Annotated in this window: 20 protein-coding genes and 1 pseudogene; 12 read left to right on the forward strand and 9 right to left on the reverse strand. The window is 67.5% G+C overall.

Going from position 1 to position 19,597, the window contains the following annotated elements; translation table 11 throughout:
* Positions 1-29: 29 nt before the first annotated feature.
* The 3 genes from MUG95_RS04930 to MUG95_RS04940 all read left to right on the forward strand — a co-directional run bounded on the left by MUG95_RS04930 (position 30) and on the right by MUG95_RS04940 (position 2,824).
* Entirely contained in the window at positions 30-1,847 is a 1,818-nt protein-coding gene (locus MUG95_RS04930) for an ATP-binding protein (protein ID WP_247009963.1), read from the forward strand.
* A 62-nt stretch (positions 1,848-1,909) separates the two neighbouring features.
* On the forward strand, positions 1,910-2,338 hold the full coding sequence (locus MUG95_RS04935) for a universal stress protein (RefSeq protein WP_247009964.1): 429 nt from the start codon (positions 1,910-1,912) through the stop codon (positions 2,336-2,338).
* A gap of 33 nt (positions 2,339-2,371) precedes the next feature.
* Positions 2,372-2,824, forward strand: a complete 453-nt coding sequence (locus MUG95_RS04940; RefSeq protein ID WP_247009965.1) for an Ig-like domain-containing protein — start codon at positions 2,372-2,374, stop codon at positions 2,822-2,824.
* A gap of 1 nt (position 2,825) precedes the next feature.
* Here the strand turns inward: MUG95_RS04940 and MUG95_RS04945 are convergent, their stop codons facing one another.
* Positions 2,826-4,199, reverse strand: coding sequence for a cytochrome P450 (locus MUG95_RS04945; protein ID WP_247009966.1), 1,374 nt, complete (start codon positions 4,197-4,199; stop codon positions 2,826-2,828).
* 369 nt (positions 4,200-4,568) lie between these two features.
* Complete coding sequence (locus MUG95_RS04950) at positions 4,569-5,141, reverse strand: hypothetical protein (protein ID WP_247009967.1); 573 nt, start codon at positions 5,139-5,141, stop codon at positions 4,569-4,571.
* A gap of 259 nt (positions 5,142-5,400) precedes the next feature.
* Between MUG95_RS04950 and MUG95_RS04955 the strand changes: the two are divergent.
* Positions 5,401-5,627 (forward strand): annotated as a pseudogene (locus MUG95_RS04955) (Glu/Leu/Phe/Val dehydrogenase); the annotation flags it as partial.
* A gap of 16 nt (positions 5,628-5,643) precedes the next feature.
* Here MUG95_RS04955 and MUG95_RS04960 read toward each other — a convergent pair.
* The gene (locus MUG95_RS04960; protein ID WP_247009968.1) at positions 5,644-6,780 is read right to left on the reverse strand and encodes a KaiC domain-containing protein; all 1,137 of its coding nucleotides are present in this window, start codon (positions 6,778-6,780) and stop codon (positions 5,644-5,646) included.
* Positions 6,781-6,923: 143 nt separating this feature from the next.
* Here MUG95_RS04960 and MUG95_RS04965 point away from each other — a divergent pair, with 143 nt between their 5' ends.
* Complete coding sequence (locus tag MUG95_RS04965) at positions 6,924-7,763, forward strand: NAD(+)/NADH kinase (protein WP_247009969.1); 840 nt, start codon at positions 6,924-6,926, stop codon at positions 7,761-7,763.
* On the opposite strand, the gene MUG95_RS04970 is transcribed toward MUG95_RS04965, so the two are convergent.
* On the reverse strand, positions 7,764-8,021 hold the full coding sequence (locus tag MUG95_RS04970) for a DUF8006 family protein (RefSeq protein ID WP_247009970.1): 258 nt from the start codon (positions 8,019-8,021) through the stop codon (positions 7,764-7,766).
* Positions 8,022-8,073: 52 nt separating this feature from the next.
* Positions 8,074-8,286, reverse strand: a complete 213-nt coding sequence (locus MUG95_RS04975; protein ID WP_308219588.1) for a DUF7996 family protein — start codon at positions 8,284-8,286, stop codon at positions 8,074-8,076.
* Between the two features lie 157 nt (positions 8,287-8,443).
* Here MUG95_RS04975 and MUG95_RS04980 point away from each other — a divergent pair, with 157 nt between their 5' ends.
* Positions 8,444-9,034 (forward strand): response regulator, encoded by a 591-nt coding sequence (locus MUG95_RS04980; RefSeq protein WP_247009971.1) that lies wholly within the window; start codon positions 8,444-8,446, stop codon positions 9,032-9,034.
* Positions 9,035-9,041: 7 nt separating this feature from the next.
* On the opposite strand, the gene MUG95_RS04985 is transcribed toward MUG95_RS04980, so the two are convergent.
* The gene (locus tag MUG95_RS04985) at positions 9,042-9,440 is read right to left on the reverse strand and encodes a universal stress protein (protein ID WP_247009972.1); all 399 of its coding nucleotides are present in this window, start codon (positions 9,438-9,440) and stop codon (positions 9,042-9,044) included.
* 117 nt (positions 9,441-9,557) lie between these two features.
* Between MUG95_RS04985 and MUG95_RS04990 the strand changes: the two genes are divergently transcribed.
* The 3 genes from MUG95_RS04990 to MUG95_RS05000 all read left to right on the forward strand — a co-directional run bounded on the left by MUG95_RS04990 (position 9,558) and on the right by MUG95_RS05000 (position 12,791).
* Positions 9,558-9,923 (forward strand): winged helix-turn-helix transcriptional regulator, encoded by a 366-nt coding sequence (locus MUG95_RS04990; protein ID WP_247009973.1) that lies wholly within the window; start codon positions 9,558-9,560, stop codon positions 9,921-9,923.
* 96 nt (positions 9,924-10,019) lie between these two features.
* Positions 10,020-11,756, forward strand: a complete 1,737-nt coding sequence (pyk, locus tag MUG95_RS04995; RefSeq protein ID WP_247009974.1) for a pyruvate kinase — start codon at positions 10,020-10,022, stop codon at positions 11,754-11,756.
* 75 nt (positions 11,757-11,831) lie between these two features.
* Positions 11,832-12,791 (forward strand): ROK family protein, encoded by a 960-nt coding sequence (locus MUG95_RS05000; protein ID WP_247009975.1) that lies wholly within the window; start codon positions 11,832-11,834, stop codon positions 12,789-12,791.
* A gap of 88 nt (positions 12,792-12,879) precedes the next feature.
* Here MUG95_RS05000 and MUG95_RS05005 read toward each other — a convergent pair whose 3' ends face one another.
* Positions 12,880-13,986 carry a DUF7973 family transport facilitator gene (locus MUG95_RS05005; RefSeq protein ID WP_247009976.1) on the reverse strand — a complete coding sequence of 369 codons (1,107 nt, stop codon included), beginning with the start codon at positions 13,984-13,986 and terminating at the stop codon, positions 12,880-12,882.
* Complete coding sequence (gene glpK / locus MUG95_RS05010; protein ID WP_247009977.1) at positions 13,986-15,524, reverse strand: glycerol kinase GlpK; 1,539 nt, start codon at positions 15,522-15,524, stop codon at positions 13,986-13,988. Before glpK ends, MUG95_RS05005 begins: the two co-directional genes overlap by 1 nt.
* A gap of 145 nt (positions 15,525-15,669) precedes the next feature.
* Between glpK and MUG95_RS05015 the strand changes: the two genes are divergently transcribed.
* From MUG95_RS05015 to MUG95_RS05025, 3 genes are all read left to right on the forward strand, one after another.
* On the forward strand, positions 15,670-17,025 hold the full coding sequence (locus MUG95_RS05015; RefSeq protein ID WP_247009978.1) for an FAD-dependent oxidoreductase: 1,356 nt from the start codon (positions 15,670-15,672) through the stop codon (positions 17,023-17,025).
* Complete coding sequence (locus MUG95_RS05020) at positions 17,022-17,909, forward strand: alpha/beta fold hydrolase (protein WP_247009979.1); 888 nt, start codon at positions 17,022-17,024, stop codon at positions 17,907-17,909. The genes MUG95_RS05015 and MUG95_RS05020 overlap by 4 nt, the downstream gene beginning before the upstream one ends.
* Before the next feature lie 105 nt (positions 17,910-18,014).
* A complete protein-coding gene (locus tag MUG95_RS05025; protein WP_247009980.1) occupies positions 18,015-19,370 on the forward strand; it encodes a metallophosphoesterase in 1,356 nt (451 codons plus the stop codon).
* Between the two features lie 26 nt (positions 19,371-19,396).
* On the opposite strand, the gene MUG95_RS05030 is transcribed toward MUG95_RS05025, so the two are convergent.
* Positions 19,397-19,582 (reverse strand): hypothetical protein, encoded by a 186-nt coding sequence (locus MUG95_RS05030; protein WP_247009981.1) that lies wholly within the window; start codon positions 19,580-19,582, stop codon positions 19,397-19,399.
* Positions 19,583-19,597 lie beyond the last annotated feature (15 nt).

Consider the following 19,597-nt stretch of genomic DNA (forward strand, 5'->3'; position numbering starts at 1 on the left):
GTTTGACGGGCGGGCACGATGCTCACTGTATGTCAGACCTCGGTGATTTCACGGAGTTCGACGGCGACGACGAGGGCGGTGCCGAGGGTGTATCCGAAGAGGCGGGGACACCTGACGACGAGGACGGGGCCGACGAGACGTTCGAGGAAGTCGACGTGTCCCCGGCGGGGACCGACCACGGTATCGGCGTCCTCTCTGCCTCCGAGGGACTGGCCATCAGCGAAGACGAGGACGAGACGACCCTCCAAGCGTACGTGACAGTCGAGAACCGCTCGTCGGTCCGCATCGGGTCGTACCTCTTGGTCCCATATCCGGACGGGGAACGGCTATTCTGTCGCATCACGGCCTTGGAGTACGCACAGGAGTTCCACAGCGACGACGCGACCGAGATTCACGCCCGCCGCGCGATGCGCTCGCGGGGCATCGACGAGCAGGATTTCAAGTTCATGGCGGAACTCGAACCCGTCGCGGTTCTTTACGACGAGGACGGCGAGGGCAAACGGCGGATGACCGACCGCGTACCGAAACCGGAGACGGTGGTCCGGGCGGCGACCGACAAGGGCGAAATCAAGACGGGGCTGAAGATACCCGAAGACGGCGTGTTCCTCGGGCACCTCGCCGTCGGGGGTGAGCGGGTGCGGACGGCCGCGGAACCGCCGACCATCGACTATCGGCTGAAAGACGACTACGAGGCGGGGGACCCGCTCGTCTTCCGGCACACGCTCGTCGCCGGCGGCACCGGGTCCGGCAAGACCCACGGCTCGAAGAACATCCTCCGGCAGTACCTCGACGCCGACCGCACATACCCCGTCGAGTCGGGGGCCGACCGGGAGGTACAGGCCGCCGTCGTGCAGTTCGACCCGCAGGACGAGTACGCACAGATGCACGACGACAACCCCGAAATGACCGACGAGACGCGCCGTGACCTCGACAGGGAGGGCGTGGCCTACGGCGGCCACGACGACACCATCGCGTTCGTCCCGAACGTCGGCGGTGCCACCTACGCCGCCGACCACCACCGTGCCGAACAGGTCGAGTTCACCATCCCGTTCTCGATGGTCGACGACAACCCGTGGCTGGTCGCCGGGAGCGGCCTCAACGACAACCAGTACGGTGGCCTCCGCTATCTCCTCGGCCGCTTTTTCGACAACTACGGCGACGACGCCACGTATCAGCAGTTCGTGTCGTTCCTCGACGACCCGGCACTCAAGGAGGAACTGGACGAGAGCGGGCGCGTCCACGAGGCCACGTTCGACGCCATCCGCCGCCGCGTCCGCGGGTTCGGCGACGTGTTCGACCAGAACGCCCGGCCCATCACCGAGCAGATTCACGAACTCGTCCGGCCCGGCGGTCTCACCGTCGTGCCGACGTACCACATCAACGATACGCGGACGGCCGAGACCATCGTGCTGGCGGTGTCCAGCCTGCTCGTCGACCAGAAACTCTCGAACGACCCGGACTTCGACCGCATCAAGGAGACACCGCTGGTTGTCGGGATGGACGAGGCCCACAACTTCCTGACTGACGCCGACAGCGTCCAGGCGAGCAAAGTCATCGGCAAGTTCACCGAGGCGGCAAAGCAGGGCCGGAAGGAACGCCTCGGGTTGTTCCTCATCACGCAGGACCCACAGGACATCGCCGAACCCGTCTTCAAGCAGATAAACACCACCGTCGTCCTCAACCTCGGGGACGAAGACGCCATCTCCGCGGTCAACATCCCGTCGAATCTGGAGGCGAAGGTGCCGTACATGGAGAAAGGACAGATGGTCGTCTACTCGCCAGACAACTCCGAACCGGTCGAACTCGTCGGCCTCCCGGTGTGCGTGACCAAACACGGCCGGAACTGAAGGAGTAACGCGTCCGCCGACGGGCGGGAACCATTTAACGGGGGGCCGAGAAGGAGCGAGACATGGCAAAGCGTGTCCTGATACCGATGGACAGTTCCGACCAGGCGTGGGAGGCCTGCGAGTTCGCGATGGACGAGTTCGGCGATGCCGAACTCGTCTTGCTCCACGTCATCGACCCGGCGGAGGCGGGGTACAGCGCGCAGGCGTCGATCCCGAGTTTCTCCGAGGAGTGGTTCGAGCAGGCCAAGTCCCGCGCGGAGTCGCTGTTCGAGAACGTTCGGGAGGAGGCGACACCGCGGGGCGTCACCGTCGAATCCGAAGTGGTCGTCGGCAGGCCGGCACGCGAAATCGTCGACTACGCCGACGAGAACGACATCGACCACGTCGTGATGGGGAGTCACGGCCGCTCCGGTGTCTCACGTATCGTCCTCGGGAGCGTCGCCGAGAACGTCGTCCGCAAGTCCTCGGTGCCCGTCACCGTCGCACGATAGAAGACTTATCACGGCCGGTCGACACAGCCCGGTGTGAACCGCCGTGCCCTCCTCACCGGCGTCGCGTTGGCCCTCACGGGCTGTGCCACGCCCGATGCCGACGACGGTGACACGCCACAGCAGACGGACACTCCGACGGACGAACCGACGGCCACCGCCACCGCCGGCGAGGACGTGACACCCAACCCCGAGGACCCGATGCTGATACGGGTGGACAACGGCACCGACCGGGAACGGACCGTGACGCTCACGCTCACCCGGGGCGAGGAAACGGTCCTCACGGAGACGGTGACACTCGCGCCCGGCGGACGGACGACGGTCGACCCGAACATCACCGAACAGGACGACTACGAACTCAGTGCCGAGACGGCCGACGGAGCCACCGGGCGGATGCCCTTCGACGTGGGCGGCTACGAACTCCGGTCGGGGTCGAACCTCCTCGTCAACGTCGGGGACGAGAGCCTGCGAATGCTGATAGAGGAGTGAGTCAGTCGTCCCAGTGGCCGACCCGCATCTCGACGGGGTCGTCGGGAATCATCGTCACCGCCGAGTCCATCCCCGGCTCGCCGTCCGTCGGCGATTCGAGTGTGAGGCGGTGGTCCTCGAGTGCGCGCCCGAGGACGAGTTGTGCCTCGGCGAGCGCGAGGAGACGGCCGATACACATCCGCTTGCCGCCGCCGAACGGGAAGAAGGAGTACGGTTCGTGTTCCGCGTCCGCGGCGAACCGCTCGGGCCGGAAGTCCATCGGGTCCTCCCAGAGGTCCGGGTCGCGGTGGACGACGAACTGGCTCAGGATGACCTCGCTCCCGGCCGGGATTTCGTAGCCGGCGACCACGTCGTCTTCGGCGGCCTCCCGCGTGATGACCGGGACGGGCGGGTAGATACGCATCGACTCCTGAAGCGCTCGTTTGAGCGGTGACTCGTTCCCGGCCGCGCCGGCCGAGAACCCGACGGCGTCCCGGAGGCTGTCGGCCTCGGTGACGTACTCGTGGAGTCGCGCGTGTTCGTCGGGATGCTGGCCGAGGAGGTACCACGTCCACGTCAGCGCGGCCGCCGTCGTCTCGTGGCCCGCGAGCAGGAAGGTCACGAGTTCGTCGCGGACCTGTTCGTCGTCCATCCGTTCGCCGTCGTCGGTACGGGCGTCGAGCAACATCCCCAGCAGGTCCTCGCGGTCCTCGTCGCTGGCGCGTCGCTCGTCGATGAGGTCGTAGACGATATCGTTGAGGGAACGAACCGCCCGCCGCAGCCGACTGTTGTGGAAGGACGGCACGAAGTCGGGGAGCGTCGGGACGGGACCGACCTCCCGCTTGAACGCACGGCGCAGGACCCTGAGGTCCTCCGCGATTTCGTCGGCGTGTTCCTCCATGTCGGCACTGAACATCGCTTTCCCGATGACGAGCAAGGTGGTACGCTCCATCTCCTCGTAGAGGTGTATCCGGTCCCCGTGGGTCCAGTCTTCGAGCATCGCGTCCGTCTCGTCGAGGATGAGGTCGGTGAACGATTTGACCGTACTCGACCGGAACATCGGCCGGATGAGGCGGTGCTGGCGTTCCCAGAGTTCCCCCTCGCTCGTGAGCAGGCCCTCGCCGAACGCCTCCGAGAGTTCGTTCCGGTAGACCGACGACCGCTTGTAGTTGTTCTGGTTCCCCTGGAGGACGCGCTGGACCCCCTGCGGTTCTGCGACGAACACCGCCGGGTCGCCCGAGGGCATCCGCATGCTGACGACGGTGCCGTACCGGTCCCGTGCGTCGGCCAGCATGTCGGTCATGTCCTCCGCCATGAAGTCACCCATCTGCCCGAGGATTCCCGCGGCACCGGGCCCCGGCGGCGTCGTGGCGTCGACGGGATGGTCGGGAGACACGTCAGCTCACCCTCCGCACGCCAGCATCGCCACGGTGGCCGCACTCACCGTCACGTCGTCGAACTCCAGCAGTTGTTCGGTCGGCCCGACGACTTCGTCGGGACCCCGTTTCCGATGTGTTTTTTACACGCATTAGAGTGGTCGTTTTTACCCACACCCCACGCCCACCTATATATAATGCAGGCCATAATAGGCCTTTTATTACAGTCCCCGGGAGGAAAGCAGCCGCCCTGGCACACGACGTAAGCAGACAGCGACAGCCACCGGTACTGGCACACAGGTCTCCGGTAGCCGTCGGGAGATAACGGCCACACGACACGGCTTCCCGTCGGGCGGCGAGAGTGCAGAGGAAGCGACAGCCAACCCCGGTCAGGCGAACGCCGCCATGTCGGCCGTCACCGTCTCCATCATCCGGTCGAACTCCCGTGCCCGTTCGAGCGACCCGACCACCTCGTACCGGTTCTGCACGTACGCCAGCGGTGGGTTGAACTCGTCGTCACCGAGCATACTGAACAGAACGTCCGTGTGACCCTCGAAGGTAATTTCCGGGTCGTCCAGCGGGTCCGGTCCGCCCGCGATGGTGCCGGCCGACGGGTCCGTCGTCGCGTGGAACGCGACGGGCGAGTCGGTCGCGCACCAGTTCACGCTCGTGTCCATGGTCACAGCCGCGCCGATGGACCCGATGTTCGTGGTCACGATTTCCACGCCGTTCCAGAGGACGGTGAGATACTGGTCGACGGCCGCTGGGTCGGTCTCGGCGAACGCCGCGATATCTTCGAGTGTCGCCATTCGGTCTGTGAGTTGCTCGAAGGTTTCGGGCGAGCGCACGAGAACCCCCGCGAGTGCGTCTTCGTCGTCCAGTCCCGCGAGCGCGTCGCCGAGTTCCCGCCTGAACGCCGCGTCCGGTTCGTCGAGCAGGCTATCGAGGTCGGTACCGGTCATCGCCACGGACCACACACCCCCGCTGTGTCGGTTCGGTTTCCACCCATTGTTCGATTATTGTCCACGTACCGCACGGTTAAATTTAATCTTGCTTCACGGTTCATGTAACTGCCCCCGTTTCGGTGCAGTACTCCCTTATCGCCGGTCCATCCCCCGTAGTTAGGTAGCGACGAGTACACCACCTCGGTTCTGATGCGTACTAATTTGGTAGGTATCCACAAAAGTGCGTTGGTAACACAGCACACGTTTCGGCGGCGCGGCCCGCGGTGTCGTCGCGTCCTGCTTCGAGTGGGTCAAGAACCGCCACGGTTCCACTGGACCGAATCGCGCGTCAACGAGGAACTCGACGCCACCATCGTCGACCAGTTCTGGACCCTCGTCAACGCCTACGAGGACCGGTCGCTCCCGTCGCTCCGAACAGCCGCGTACGTCGTCGCGCTCAAGCGTATCAACGACGCCGGGGAGCAGGCGGGAGTTTGGCCCTGACCCACGCCCGTCCCCGCTAGAAAATGTTTGCCTGCTGATACACGGAGATGCCCGAGTCGGTAATCTCGTAGGGTTTGGTCTCCCGGGAGTGGTTGGCGTTCCGAATCTTCTGGATTTCGACGGCCATCCGCGTCTCGCGCGTCTCCTGTCGGACGTACCGGAGGAAGATGACGGCGTCGGTGAGGTACTCGATGATGCCGTGGCGGGAGGCGAACTCGTGGTCCTCGCTGGCTTCGGAGGTGAGCATCGTCGTGACGCCCGCCTTCTTCAGCGTCCGGGTGAAGTCGTACACCTCTGTCCGGCGTTTCGCCTGGTCGTCGTACATCATCTCCAGCAGCGACACGGAGTCGAGGACGAGCCGGTCGGCCCCGAAATCGCGGATGAGTTCCGGGAGTTCCCCGCGGATGTTCTCCAGACTGTTCGCCATCTCGACGGGGTCTAGGTCGACGACTGCGAGGTGGTCGTCCTCCTCGTAGCGGCGGAACTCCCAGCCGAACTCGTCGGCGGTGTCGAGGATTGCCTCGCGGCTCTGTTCGAGCGTGATGAACACGGCCTTCTCGGGCGGGTCTTTCTGCAGGCCGTGCCGGAGGAACTGGAGGCCGAACGTGGTCTTGCCGGTCCCCGCCGACCCGATGGTGACGACGAGGTGGCGTTCGGGAATACCCCCCTGTATCATGTCGTCGAGGCCCGCGATACCGAGTTCGGTACGCGGGATGTCAGACTCCAGAGCGTCGTCGTCGAAGTCGTCGTCGTCGCCACCGGCCCCGCCGCCAAAGGCACTGGCGAAGTCCTCCTCGAAGAGGTCCTCCTCGGCCGAACCGCCGATGTCGGGGGCAGCCTCGGTATCCGTGGCCGCCTCGCTACCGAACGGACTCTCTGCACCGCCGGTCGTGCCGAAGGACGCGTCCGCGTCGTCGGCCTGCCCCATCCCGAACGCATCGTCGTCGGTCGTTCCCATCTCGTCGGCGAAGGTGTCGTCGGGTGCGTCGCCGAACGGGTCGCTCTCGGCGTCGGCCGCCCCGTCGTCGCTGTCGGACTCCGCCGTCTCGCTGTTGCCGTCTTCCGCCGTCTCGCCGTCGGCGTCGTCCGCTGTCGCGTCGCTCTCGGCCTCGTCTTCGAGGGCACGCTCGAACCAGTCGTCCTCCTTGCTCATCGGCGAACCCCCGTTGTCGGCCGGGTGGACATACCGGACAACGTTGTTCCGGCGGGTTAAGCCTGTCTCCGATATCACACGAGCGAACGGCCGCCCCGTCGGTGTCCCGGGGTTTATCTGGGACCCACCCGAATCGGAGGTGAATGAACGTCGGTATCGTCGCACAGCGGGGGAACGACCGGGCCGCGTCGTTGGCGGCGGACGTGCGTACCGACCTCGAATCGAGCGGCGTGACCGTCGTCGTCGACGAAGCCACTGCCGAACACATCGACCGGGACTCGGACCGGGCGTCCGGCGTGCCCGTCGAGCGGATGGCCGACTGTGACCTCGTGGTCAGCATCGGCGGCGACGGAACCTTCCTCTACGCCGCCCGGGGCGCGGCGACCACGCCGATTATGGGTGTCAACCTCGGGGAAGTCGGGTTCCTGAACGCCGTCTCTCCGGAAGAAGCCATCGAGACGGTGCGGACCGAAGTCGAACGCGTCCGTGACCGCGGACAGGCGCGGACCCGCTCCGTCGCCCGGGTCGGTGCCAGCGGCGACGGCTGGGCGGTCCCGCCCGCCATCAACGAAATCGCGGTTCTCGGCCCCCAGCGCGGGCACGGTCACGGTGTCACGGCGACGGTGACCGTCAACGGGAACGAGTTCACCAGCGGCCGGGTCGACGGCGTGCTCGTCGCGACGCCGACGGGCAGTACTGCGTACAACCTCAGCGAGGGCGGCCCGCTCGTCCATCCGGGCGTCGACGCGCTCGTCGTCACGGAGATGGCTCCGCGGGACGGACTGCCGCCGCTCGTCGTCGACGGGGGAAGCGAGATAGAAATCACGCTGACGGACGCGTCGGAGGCAGTCGTGGCAAGCGACGGCCGGGTCGGGGAGGCAGTGACGCCGCCGACGACGCTGCGAGTCGGGCGGGCCGACGACCCGCTCAACATCGCGGGGCCGCCGCTCGATTTTTTCGCTGGCCTCGGGAAGTTGGACTGATTACTTTCGGGCGGTCATGTAGACCACCGGGCCAGCCACCAGCAGTGCGATGCCGAGGAACTTCCAGTGTGGCTCCGCGAGCAGGCTCTGGGGTGTCAGCAGGAATATCAGCCCGAAGCTGATGAACTGGATGGCGTACACCTTCCGGGATTTCAACGGCAGGGCAGCCAGAGACGAGAGGATGAGCACCGCCAGAAGTGCCTGCCCGACGTTGTACTGGAGCAGGAAGTTGTCGATGAGCTGGAGCACGACGAGCATTCCTATCCGAACGTCGCCGTGATGAAGTCTAAAAACTTCCGTTCCGCCCTCATCAGGCTCCGGGGCCAGTCAGGTCCAAGGGACGCAACCAGACGTACCAGATGAGGAGCATCGCCCCGATGTAGCCGACGACCCACACGAGAGAGCCCAGCGCGTTGCTGTAGGGGAACGTCGCGCTCTTGAGCGCGTAGTTCCCGAGTCCCGGGAGGACGACGCCGCCGCTCAACACGAGGGCGAACTTCGCTCGCTCTGACAGTTCCATCATCGACCACCCCGGCGTCCGTGTGGCATACATCTCGATACGGTTCCCACGCGTGAGTAAGATGCGGTTTCGGTTCGCCCTGTCTCGGTCCGGCCACAGAGATTCGGTCGCCGGACAGCGCACAACATATAAGCCGGGGCGTCACACACAACGAACTGTTGTGGCCAGAGCAGGTACGCGCCCGCGGGTGCTGGTCGTCGACGACGAACAGGATGTCGCCGACGTGTACGCCCTACAACTCGACGACGACTACGAGACTGAAGTCGCCTACGGCGGCGAGGAAGCACTCGACAAGGTCGACGGCAGTATCGACGCCGTCCTGCTCGACCGCCGGATGCCGGACCTCTCCGGCGACGCGGTTCTCGACGAGATACGCGAGCGTGGCATCGACTGTGCCGTCATCATGGTGACGGCCGTCGACCCGGACCTGAACATCCTCGACATGGACTTCGACGACTACCTCTCGAAGCCAGTCGACGAGGAGACGCTGAAAAACGCCATCGACCAGCACATCGACGCGTCGAGCGGTGACAAGCGGTTAGAGGAGTTCTTCCGCATCGCCTCGAAACTCGAAGTCCTCGAAGCCGAGAAGACGGCCGCGGAACTCCAGAACAGCGACGAGTTCAAACGCCTCGCGAAGCGCGCCCAAGAACTCGCCGACGAACTCCGCGAGGACATCGACAACTTCGAGGAACTCGTGATGACCCACCGGAACGTCAGCGACAAGGAGTCGGACGGACAGCGGTTCTAGCGGGCCGTCACCGCTCGGGGTGACAGACCATAACCGGACACTTCGCTTCGAGGAGGACGACCTGTGCGACGCTGCCGAACAGGGCCTTCCCCGTCGGCGTCCGCTTGCTCCCGCCGAGACAGATGAGGTCGGTGTCCCGCTCCTCGGCGGCCATCAGGATGGCCGTCGCGGGGTCGCCGCTCCGCTCGTCGAGTTCGACTTCGATGCCCGCGTCTTCGAGGCGGTCTCTGGCGGTCCGCGCGGGCTTGAGTTGTGTAATGGAGGCCCCGGACGGGTTGTCGGTGAACGAGTGTAGGACCCGCGCCCGTTTCTCGCTCGCGTCGCCCGGCAGGTCGATGACGCCCTGAGCCTGTGACGCCGCCCCTTCGTCTTCTTCTTCGCCGACTGGAATGATAACGTCGTACATACGTCTATCTACTGCCGGGGCCACTTAATGCGTTTGGGGAACCGGCCGGTCGTGGTTACCCACCGAAACGCGCTATCGTGACGTAACTATTAGTCGACGGCACCCGTACGGACGGGTATGACAGCGGACGACGCACTCGAAATCTGGTGCGCCGGCGAGGACTGGTGTGCCGTGACGGCGACGGCGTCGCTCATCGGGAAGAAGTGGCACCCGGTCATCGTCGATAGACTGCTGAAGGAGGGACCACTGGGGTTCAACGCGCTGAAGGAGGCCGTCGACGGGATATCGAGCAAGGTCCTCTCGGACAGTCTCGACGACTTGGAGGAGCGGGGCATCGTCACCCGGTCGGTCGTCAGCGAGAAACCCTTCCGCGTCGAGTACAGCCTGACCGACCGCGGGGAGGACCTCGCCCCGGTCATCGCTACGATGCGGGAGTGGGGCGAAGCCCACCTCGTCCCGGCCGAAGAGCGACCGGACACGTAACCCGCCCGTCGTCACGCGTCGCGGGTATCAAGACGTATGTGCCCGCCACGTCAACGGCCGACAACGAGCCGTCGCGGCGGCGGCCACTGATTCAGCATGCGAAACGCGAAAATCGTCTGTACCGTCGGACCGGCGTCGGACTCGCGCGAGCGATTGCGGGCACTCGCGGACGCCGGCATGGATGTCGTGCGGATGAACGCCAGCCACGGGACCATCGAGGAGCGCGAGCGGTTGGTCGAGCGGGTCCGGGACGTGGCCGCCGACCGTGCCGACCCGCTCGCGGTCATGTACGACGTGCCCGGCCCGGAGGTCCGCACGGCACCGCTGGACGCCCCGGTGCAGGTCGAAACCGGGTCGACCGTGCGACTCGTGCCCGACGGCGAGACGACCGGCGAACAGGTCGGGCTCTCGCTGTCCGTCGCGGCCGCCGACCCGGGTGATTCGGTACTACTCGACGACGGGCGCATCGAGACGACAGTCGAGGCCGTCGACGGCGATACCGTCGTCGTCCGCGTCGAGGACGGCGGCGAACTGGGCAGCCGGAAAGGCGTCAACGTCCCCGGCGTGGACCTCGATTTGCCAGTCGTCACCGAACAGGACGAGCAGGAACTGGCCGCCGCCGTCGAGACGGGCGTGGACTTCGTGGCCGCGAGTTTCGTCGGTGACGGCGAGGACGTGTACGCCGTCCGGGAGTACATCGACGCCCTCGGCGGCGATATTCCGGTCGTCGCCAAGATAGAGCGGGCCGACGCGGTGGCGAACCTCGACTCCATCGTAGAGGCGGCCTACGGCGTGATGGTCGCCCGCGGCGACCTCGGGGTAGAGTGTCCGCTCGAAGAGGTGCCGCTCATCCAGAAGCGAATCATCCGGCGGTGTCACAGGGAGGGGGTCCCGGTCATCACCGCCACGGAGATGCTGGACTCGATGGTCCACGAGCGACGCCCGACCCGCGCGGAAGCCTCCGACGTGGCCAACGCCATCCTCGACGGGACGGACGCGGTGATGCTCTCGGGCGAGACGGCCATCGGCGACCACCCGGCCCGCGTCGTCGAGACGATGGACCGCATCGTCCGGGACGTCGAGGCCAGCGCGGAGTACGCCGAGAGCCGCGAACACCGCCTCCCGGCGGCCGGGGAGACGCGCACGGACGCGCTCGCGCGCTCGGCCCGCTTTCTCGCCCGCGACGTGGACGCCAGTGCCGTCGTCGCCGCCACCGAATCGGGATACACCGCCCTCAAGGCCGCGAAGTACCGTCCGGACGTGCCCATCGTCGCCGCCACGCCACGGGACGACGTGCGCCGCCGCCTCGCGCTCTCGTGGGGGATTCAGCCCCGCCACGTCGACTACGCGGCGGCCGACGCCGACGCGGTCATCCAGTCGGCCGTGAGTGCCGCCATCAGTGCCGGGACCGTCGAAGCGGGCGAAACAGTCGTCGTCCTCGCGGGGATGATGACCGAACTCGACGGCCTCGACACCGCGAACACGCTGAAGGTTCACGTCGCCGCCGAGACGTTAGGTACCGGTCGGTCGGTCGTCGAGGGGTTCGCCACCGGCCCGGTTGTCACCGCCACCGACGGGGACCTCGACGGGATTCCCGACGGCGCGATTCTGGCCGTGCCCGCCGACTTCGCCGGGGAGTTCGACGGTGACCTCTCGCGGGTCGCCGGCATCGTGGACGCTCGCGACGGCGTCACGGGCTACGCTGCCATCGTCGCGCGTGAGTTGGGCGTGCCCGCCATCTCGGGCATCGCGCTCGACGTGGCCGACGGGACGATGGTAACCCTCGACGCCGAGCGTGGCGTCGTGTACGGCACCGACCACGGGACCCGGTGAGGGCGGACACGGAGGCGTCGCGGCCACACCGCGAGCGAACGGGCTTAAGTGAGACTGGCCCGTCTCGCCGGGTAGATGTACGCGGGCGTGGACCTCGGGGCGACGAACGTCCGGGCCGTCGTCGGTGACGAAACCGCTACCGTCCTCGGCCGGGACCGCCGAGCGACGCCGTCCGCCTCCGGCATCGCGGTGACAGAGGCGGTCCTGGACGCGCTCCGTGCCGCCGCCGACCACGCGGGGACGACCCCCGAGCGTCTCCACGCAGTCGGCGTCGGGTCCATCGGCCCGCTCGATTTGGCGGCCGGCGTCGTGGACGACCCCGCGAACCTCCCGGCAGTCGAACGCATTCCGCTGACCGGGCCGATAGAGAACCTCGTCGACGGGCCGGTGTACCTCCACAACGACACGACGGCGGCGGTCATCGGCGAGCGGTTCCACGCCGACCGCAACCCCGACGACATGGCCTATCTCACCGTCTCCTCGGGCGTCGGCGCGGGCGTCTGCGTCGACGGCCACATCCTCTCGGGGTGGGACGGCAACGCCGGCGAAATCGGTCACACCACCGTGGACCCGAGCGGCGCGATGCCCTGTGGCTGTGGCGGGTCGGGCCACTGGGAGGCCTACTGTGCGGGGACCAACATCCCGGCCTACGCCGGCCACCTCCACGAGACGGCGGCCGTCGAGACGGACCTCCCGCTCGATGCCCCGGACTTTGCGGCCGCCGACGTGTTCGCGGCCGGCGACGATGACCCGCTCGCGGCCCTCGTCTTGGAGCGGGTCGGCCGCTGGAACGCTATCGGCGTGGCGAACCTCGTCCACGCCTACGCCCCGCTGGTCGTCTCCGTCGGCGGCGGCGTCGCGCTCAACAACCCCGACCGAGTGTTGGACCCCATCCGCGAGCAGTTGCCCGAGTTGGTCATCTCGAACGTCCCCGAGGTCCGCCTCACGTCGCTGGGCGACGACGTGGGTGTGAAGGGCGCGCTGGCGAGTGCCGTTACGGGTGGGACCGGCGACCGGACGCGAGTTCGTGGCTGAGCGTTCGTCTCCCGGCGCGACGCAGGCGGAGCTGGTGACCGTATCTGACTTTCCCGGTGAGTCGTTTCCGTCGAAGGACAGACTGCAGTCAGAACGTCGGCACCCACACGGCCGTCGGGAACAGGCCGACGATGGCACAGAGGGCGACCAGCAGGGTGCCGAAGACGACGCCCGCGGCCGCCGGGTCCCAGTGGGTGTCGCCGTGTGCGTAGAAGACGCGCTGGGACAGTTCCCCGACGAGTCCCGAGAGGAGGCCGAACACGCCGCCCACGAGTATCGCCAGCGTCGGGCCGGCACCCGCGAGAACGGCACTCCCGGAGCTCGTCACGGCGACGGCGGCCGTGCTCGCGGGCAGGGTCATGTGGTAGGTGACCGGCACCTGCTCGACGCCGCAGGCGAGGAAGGCGAGTGCCACGAGACTGAGACCGAACGCGAGGAACGCGCTCCCGGTGACGACGGCGACGTAGCCGCCCAACAGCCCCGCGGCCAGCCCGATGGTCGCCACGTTGGCCCACTCGTACTGGTGGGGGAGCCACGGTTCGACCGCGTACCGCTGGAGCGGTGTGTGGTCCACGTCGTCGCTTCCCTCGCCGCCCGCGGTGACGGCGTCGCTCCCGCGGGGTGGCTGGCGGCGGACTCCGCGCTCGAACGGCGTCATGTCGAGGACGCCGTCGCCCCGTACCTCACCGACGAGGGGGAAGCCGAGGAACAGGCGGTGACAGAACGCCGAGACGAGGACGGCGAAGAAGACGGGGTCGAACGGCAGGCCGAGGCCGTCCGAGAGTTGCCGGACGGCCATCCCCAAGGCACCGAACAGCGCGCCGACGACGAGAACGTCCGCTCTCGTCCCGAGTGCGTGCCCGATGTTCTTCGCCTCCGCGTAGCGGAACCCGGTGTCGACGTACCCCTTCCGCGAGGCGTAGGCCGTGGCGGCCGCACCGCCGGCGAAGGCGACGTGGGGACCGAAGACGGGGCCGAGCGCGACGGTGCCCGTGACGCCGAGGCCGACTTGGCCGGGGACCGACCCGCCCACCGCGTCCGAGAGGCTTCCCGCGAGGGCGGTGAGCGACTCGCTGGCGACGACGAGGAGGCCGGTGAGCGCGAGGGAGGGGAGCGCGCCCAGTGCCGCACCGAACGCGCCGCCCGCGAGTGCGGCGAGCCAGAACGTCGGGTCCGCGAGCGCGTCGAAGGCCATCAGGCACGCACCTCCCGCGCCCAGTCGCTGGCCCTGTCGACGGCCTCGTGCCAGCGCTCGTAGCGGGCGTCCACGTCGTCGGAGTCGGCCTCGGGTTCGAAGTCCCGGTCGACGTGCCAGTTACGCCGGAGTTCGTCGATACTCTCCCAGTACCCCACCGCGAGGCCGGCGGCGTAAGCCGCACCGAGGGCCGTCGTCTCGTCGACTTCGGGGCGCGCGATGCCCGTCCCGAGGATGTCGGCCTGCAGTTGACAGAGGAAGTTGTTCTTGACCGCGCCGCCGTCGACTCTCAGACTCCGCATCTCGATGCCGCTGTCCGCCTCCATGGCCTCGGCCACGTCCCGTGTCTGGTAGCCGATGGCTTCGAGCGTCGCCCGGACGATGTGTTCGCGACGCGTCCCGCGGGTGATACCGACGATGGTGCCGCGGGCGCGGCCGTCCCAGTGAGGCGCGCCCAGTCCGGTGAACGCGGGGACGACGTAGACGCCGTCCGTGGAGTCGACCGACCGCGCGAGCGTCGCCGTCTCCGCGGGGTCGTCGACGAGCGAGACGTCTTCGAGCCACTCGATGGCCGCGCCGGTGACGAAGATGGAGCCTTCGAGGGCGTACTGTGCGGGTTCGCCGGACTGCTGGAAGGCCACCGTCGTCAGCAGGCCGTGGTCGCTCTCGACGGGGTCGGTGCCGGTGTTCAACAGGAGGAACGACCCGGTGCCGTAGGTGTTCTTGGCGGTGCCGGGGTCGAAGCAGGCCTGTCCGAACAGCGCGGCCTGCTGGTCGCCCAGCGCGCCCGCGACGGGGACGGCGGCCCCGAGGAACCCGTCCGGGTCGGTGTACCCGTAGTAGGTCTCGTCGGCGGAGGGGCGCACCTCGGGGAGCATCGACTCGGGGACGCCGAACTCGTCGAGGAGGTCACCGTCCCAGTCGAGGGCCTCGATGTCGAACAGCATCGTCCGCGAGGCGTTGGTCACGTCCGTGACGTGGTTCCCGGTGAGGTTGTAGACGAGCCACGAGTCGACGGTGCCAAAGCGGAGGTCGCCCGCCGCCGCGCGGTCGCGGAGGTCGGTGGTGTCCCCACGGTCCGTGGCGATGGCGTCGGCGTTCTCCAGGAGCCACTCGACTTTCGTCGCCGAGAAGTAGGCGTCCGGTTCGAGGCCGGTCGTCTCGCGTATCCAGTCGGTCTCGCCCGCATCCGCCAAGGCCTCGACGCGGTCGGTCGTCCGGCGGTCCTGCCAGACGATGGCGTCGTGGACCGGGTCGCCGGTCTCGGCGTCCCAGACGACGGTCGTCTCGCGCTGGTTGGTGATGCCGAGTGCCGCCAACTGTCCGGCGTCGAGGGAGGCGTCGGCGAGCGCGCGGGTGACGACGGCCTTCGTGTTCGCCCACAGTTCCTCGGGGTCGTGTTCGACCCACCCCGGCTCTGGATAGTGCTGTTCGTGCCGCTCGTACGCGTCGGCGACCACCCGGCCGTCGTGGTCGAACACCACGAACCGGGTCCCGGTGGTCCCTTGGTCGATGGCCCCGACGTACGTGTCGGTCATTGTGTTCGTCGCTCCCTTCTCACAGGCCACCCTTCAAGGTACGCGTCCCGTGGGGGACCCGCCGAACGGCCACGTTCGCGTCGTCGAGAACGACCGACAGAGGTTAACCCCGTGTCGCCGAATCGTCGGCCACGAACACGGAGAGATGACACTCGCACACGTTTCCGAGTACGACGGCGAGCGGGTGCCGTCGGTCGATGGCCACGCCGTCGTCGTCGGCGGGAGCATGGCCGGCCTCCTCGCGGCGCGCGTCTTGGCCGACGGGTTCGATGAGGTGACGCTCCTCGAACGCGACCCGATGCCCGACGAGTCAGTCGCACGCCGGGGCGTCCCGCAGTCGGAACACGTCCACGTACTGCTCGAACCGGCACGACGGGCACTCGAAGCCCTGTTCCCGGGCTACGGCGAGGCCGTGACGGCGGCGGGCGGGTTGTGCATCGACGCGGCGACGGAGTTGCGCTACTTCGAGCGGGGGGCCTACGTCGCCGACGGGAACGAGGAGTTGCCGATGTACTGCGCCAGTCGGCCGCTGTTCGAGCGTGTCGCGCGCCGCCGGGTACGCGACCACGACGGCATCACGGTACGGCCGGAGTGTCACGTCACCGACTACCTGACCGACGACGGGGCGACGGCCGTCGAGGGTGTCGAACTGACCGACGCGACGGGGGCCGACGAGAAACTGACCGCCGACCTCGTGGTGGACGCGACGGGACGAACGTCCCGGACTCCGACGTGGTTGGCCGAGAACGGCTACCCGTCCCCCGCCGTGGACGAGGTGACGGTCGACCTCGCGTACAGCACCGTGGCCGTCGAGCGACCGCCCGCGGACCGCCGGGCGTACCTGTGCGCGCCGTCGCCCCCCGACACCCGCGGCGGGACGGCCGTCCCCGTCGAAGGCGACCGCTGGCTGGTAACGCTGTTCGGGCTGCACGGAACCCACCCACCCACCGACCGAGAAGGGGTCGAGGCGTTCGCCTCGGCCCTCGCCGCACCCGAAATCGCAGCCATCCTCGACGACCACGAGTGGGTGTCCGAGGACATCGCACACTACCCGTTCCCGTCGAACCAGTGGCACCACTACGAGACGCTCGACAGTTTCCCCGACGGCCTGCTGGTCACCGGCGACGCCATCGCCAGTTTCAACCCCATCTACGGGCAGGGAATGTCGGTGGCGGCCCTCGACGCCCTGCACCTCCACGAGACGCTCGCGGCGGGGACGACCGACCTCGCCCCGCGCTTTTTCGACAGGGCCGCCGAGAGCATCGACGTGGTCTGGCGGATGGCGGTCGGGGCGGACTTCGAGTTCCCGCAGACGACGGGCCCCAAACCGACCGGGACGGCCCTGTTCAACCGCTACGTCGGCCGACTCGTGGACACCGCACACGACGACCCACGGGTGGCCGAGGCGTTCGCCCGAGTGGTCAGACTCGAAACGCCGCCGACAGCACTGCTCCGTCCGGGCATCGCTGGTCGGGTCCTCCTCCCGAACGCACTCACATGACCGAACCCGACTCCCCCGACGCGGGCGTCGACGTGCCCCTCACCCACGACACCGTCGAGACGAACGGCGTGTCGCTCCACGTCGTCCGTGCGGGACCGACGGACGGCGACCCGGTGGTCCTGCTCCACGGGTTCCCGGAGTTCTGGTACGGGTGGCGACACCAGATTCCGGCACTCGTCGACGCCGGGTACCGCGTCGTCGCCCCCGACCAGCGCGGCTACAATCGGAGCGAGAAACCCGACGGCCTCGACGCCTACACGGCCGACACGCTCGGGACCGACGCGGTCGGCCTCCTCGACGCGTTCGGCCACGACGAGGCGCGGTTCGTCGGCCACGACTGGGGTGCGGCCGTCCTCTGGGACGTCCTGCTTCGGTCCCCCGACCGCGTCACGCAGGCCGTCACGATGAACGTCCCGCATCCGGCGGCGTTCGCGGAGTACATGGGGACGGCCAGCCAGTTGCGGAAGAGTTGGTACATGTTCGCCTACCAGTTGCCACGCGTCCCGGAGGCCGCGTTGCGGTTCGACGGGTGGAGCGGAATGCGGTGGTTCATCGACACCTCGAACCGGGACGACACCTTCACCGAGAGCGACCTCGACCGCTACCGCGAGGCGTGGGCACGACCCAGAGCGGTCACGGCGATGCTCGACTGGTACCGCGCGCTGTTCCGGCGCGACGTGCCGGACCCGCCGTCGTGGACGGTCACCCCGCCGACGATGGTGGTCTGGGGACTGCAGGACCCGTATCTGCGCCGGGAGATGGCACCCGCGAGCGTCGACCAGTGCGCCGACGGCCGACTCGAAGAGATCGAGGACGCCACCCACTGGGTCCACCACGAGCGGTCGGCGCGGGTCAACGACCTGCTCGCGGACTTCTTCGAGTGATTGGCCCGTGCCGCTGGCCCGAAATACGGGAGTCGAGGTCGACGGACCGGCACGCCGAGTGACCGAAGCACAACACATTTACGAGCGATTCGGCTATCGGGTCTAATGGTCGGTGACGCCGATGACCGGGTGTACTACGTCATCAGCGACCTCCACATCGGCGGCGACGAGCAACTGGGGGACGTGCCCTTTCTCGACGAGTTGCTCGGGTTCCTCGACCGGTTGGCCGAAACCGACGAGGACGCCGAGTTAGTCATCAACGGGGACGCCTTCGGGTTGTGGGAACTCACGGCGGTCGACGGGCCGGCGAAGTTCGACGTGCTCGTGGAGACGTACCCGGACCTGTTCGAGCAGTTGCGCGAGACCGGCGAGAACGTCACGATTACACTGGTGCCGGGCAACCACGACCACGAACTCGCCGCGTACGACGAGTACGTCGAGCGGTTCGCCGGGTACAACGTCACGCTCGTTCAGGACGAGTCGGTCACGCGGCCGGTCGGCGACCGCACGATATACTTCGAGCACGGACACCAGCGTGACTCGAACAACCGAATCGAGGACTGGGGCAACCCCACCGCGACGCCGCTGGGCTACTACTACAACACGCTCGTGACCAGTCGGGCGGGCCAACTGTCGGACCGTGGCCGGTACAACTGGCTCAAGGACGTGCAGGCGGTCACGCCCACCGAGCGGATGCCCGTGTGGCTCCTCTCGAAGTACTTCTACCGCGAGATGAACCCCCTGTTGCGGTACGCCCTGCTTCCGTTCCTGCTGTTGTTCAACCTCAGTGCGGTGCTGGCGGTCATCGCGGGACTGGACCTCGTCGGCGTCTGGTCCGTCCCCGTCGACTGGGCGACGGCGTTTCTCGGCCAGTTCGGCACCGCGGGGACAGCGGTCTGGTTCCTGCTCTCGCTCAACGTCGTCGTCGTCGGACTGCTGTTGCTCGTCGGTATCCCGCTGTATTTCGTCCGCCGAGATATCAGGAAGACCATCGACCGCTTCGGCGTCTTCGAGACGGAACTCACCGTCGACCCCCAGGCCTCCTACGAGGAGACCGCACGGGCGGTGTTCGCCGACGCGCCCGAGACGGCCGTCTTCTGCTACGGTCACACCCACCGACCGGCGATGCAGTCGGTCGGCGACGGACTGCTGGTCAACAGCGGGACGTGGCTCAAGCGACTCCACCGCCGTGACGGCATCGTGGGCGTCCTCCCGCCGGTGTTTTACCCGTCCTACCAGTTGTGTGCCGTCCGCATCGCCGCGGACGACGGGGACGTGACGGTCGCGTTCGAGGCGGTGGAGAAACCGAGTCCGGGGACGGAGGAACTCACCCTCACCGAACGACTGCTCACGCTCGGCCGGAAACCGGACCCCGAACTGCCCGGGACGGCGACAGTCTCGGGGACGGTACCGTCGACGACCGATGTGGACGGACGAGTGACCGAAAAAGACCACGCCTGACACGGGATTGGGCCGTCGGCTGTCGGTCAGTAACTACCCCCACCTTCGAAACACCGCCCGCACTTGCTGGTGGTCCGCGTCTCGATGGCGGTGAGGCGACTGAGTTCGTCGTGCGAGCAGTGAAACGTGGCACCACAGACCGTCTGTAACTCCGATGCTCCCTGTTCGTGCTTGTGGACCGTGTTGGTCACTTCGTTGAGAACGCCGTCCATACCGTGGTATGTTGT

It is taken from the genome of Halorientalis litorea (assembly GCF_023028225.1).
In the GTDB taxonomy this organism is placed as follows: domain Archaea; phylum Halobacteriota; class Halobacteria; order Halobacteriales; family Haloarculaceae; genus Halorientalis; species Halorientalis litorea.

Coding starts and splice junctions, on each gene's coding strand:
- MUG95_RS04930 (WP_247009963.1), top strand. CDS start 30: ATGTCAGACCTCGGTGATTTCACGGAGTTCGACGGCGACGACGAGGGC.
- MUG95_RS04935 (WP_247009964.1), top strand. CDS start 1,910: ATGGCAAAGCGTGTCCTGATACCGATGGACAGTTCCGACCAGGCGTGG.
- MUG95_RS04950 (WP_247009967.1), bottom strand. CDS start 5,141: ATGACCGGTACCGACCTCGATAGCCTGCTCGACGAACCGGACGCGGCG.
- MUG95_RS04960 (WP_247009968.1), bottom strand. CDS start 6,780: ATGAGCAAGGAGGACGACTGGTTCGAGCGTGCCCTCGAAGACGAGGCC.
- MUG95_RS04965 (WP_247009969.1), top strand. CDS start 6,924: ATGAACGTCGGTATCGTCGCACAGCGGGGGAACGACCGGGCCGCGTCG.
- MUG95_RS04970 (WP_247009970.1), bottom strand. CDS start 8,021: ATGCTCGTCGTGCTCCAGCTCATCGACAACTTCCTGCTCCAGTACAAC.
- MUG95_RS04975 (WP_308219588.1), bottom strand. CDS start 8,286: ATGATGGAACTGTCAGAGCGAGCGAAGTTCGCCCTCGTGTTGAGCGGC.
- MUG95_RS04985 (WP_247009972.1), bottom strand. CDS start 9,440: ATGTACGACGTTATCATTCCAGTCGGCGAAGAAGAAGACGAAGGGGCG.
- MUG95_RS04990 (WP_247009973.1), top strand. CDS start 9,558: ATGACAGCGGACGACGCACTCGAAATCTGGTGCGCCGGCGAGGACTGG.
- pyk (WP_247009974.1), top strand. CDS start 10,020: ATGCGAAACGCGAAAATCGTCTGTACCGTCGGACCGGCGTCGGACTCG.
- MUG95_RS05000 (WP_247009975.1), top strand. CDS start 11,832: ATGTACGCGGGCGTGGACCTCGGGGCGACGAACGTCCGGGCCGTCGTC.
- MUG95_RS05005 (WP_247009976.1), bottom strand. CDS start 13,986: ATGGCCTTCGACGCGCTCGCGGACCCGACGTTCTGGCTCGCCGCACTC.
- glpK (WP_247009977.1), bottom strand. CDS start 15,524: ATGACCGACACGTACGTCGGGGCCATCGACCAAGGGACCACCGGGACC.
- MUG95_RS05015 (WP_247009978.1), top strand. CDS start 15,670: ATGACACTCGCACACGTTTCCGAGTACGACGGCGAGCGGGTGCCGTCG.
- MUG95_RS05020 (WP_247009979.1), top strand. CDS start 17,022: ATGACCGAACCCGACTCCCCCGACGCGGGCGTCGACGTGCCCCTCACC.
- MUG95_RS05025 (WP_247009980.1), top strand. CDS start 18,015: ATGGTCGGTGACGCCGATGACCGGGTGTACTACGTCATCAGCGACCTC.
- MUG95_RS05030 (WP_247009981.1), bottom strand. CDS start 19,582: ATGGACGGCGTTCTCAACGAAGTGACCAACACGGTCCACAAGCACGAA.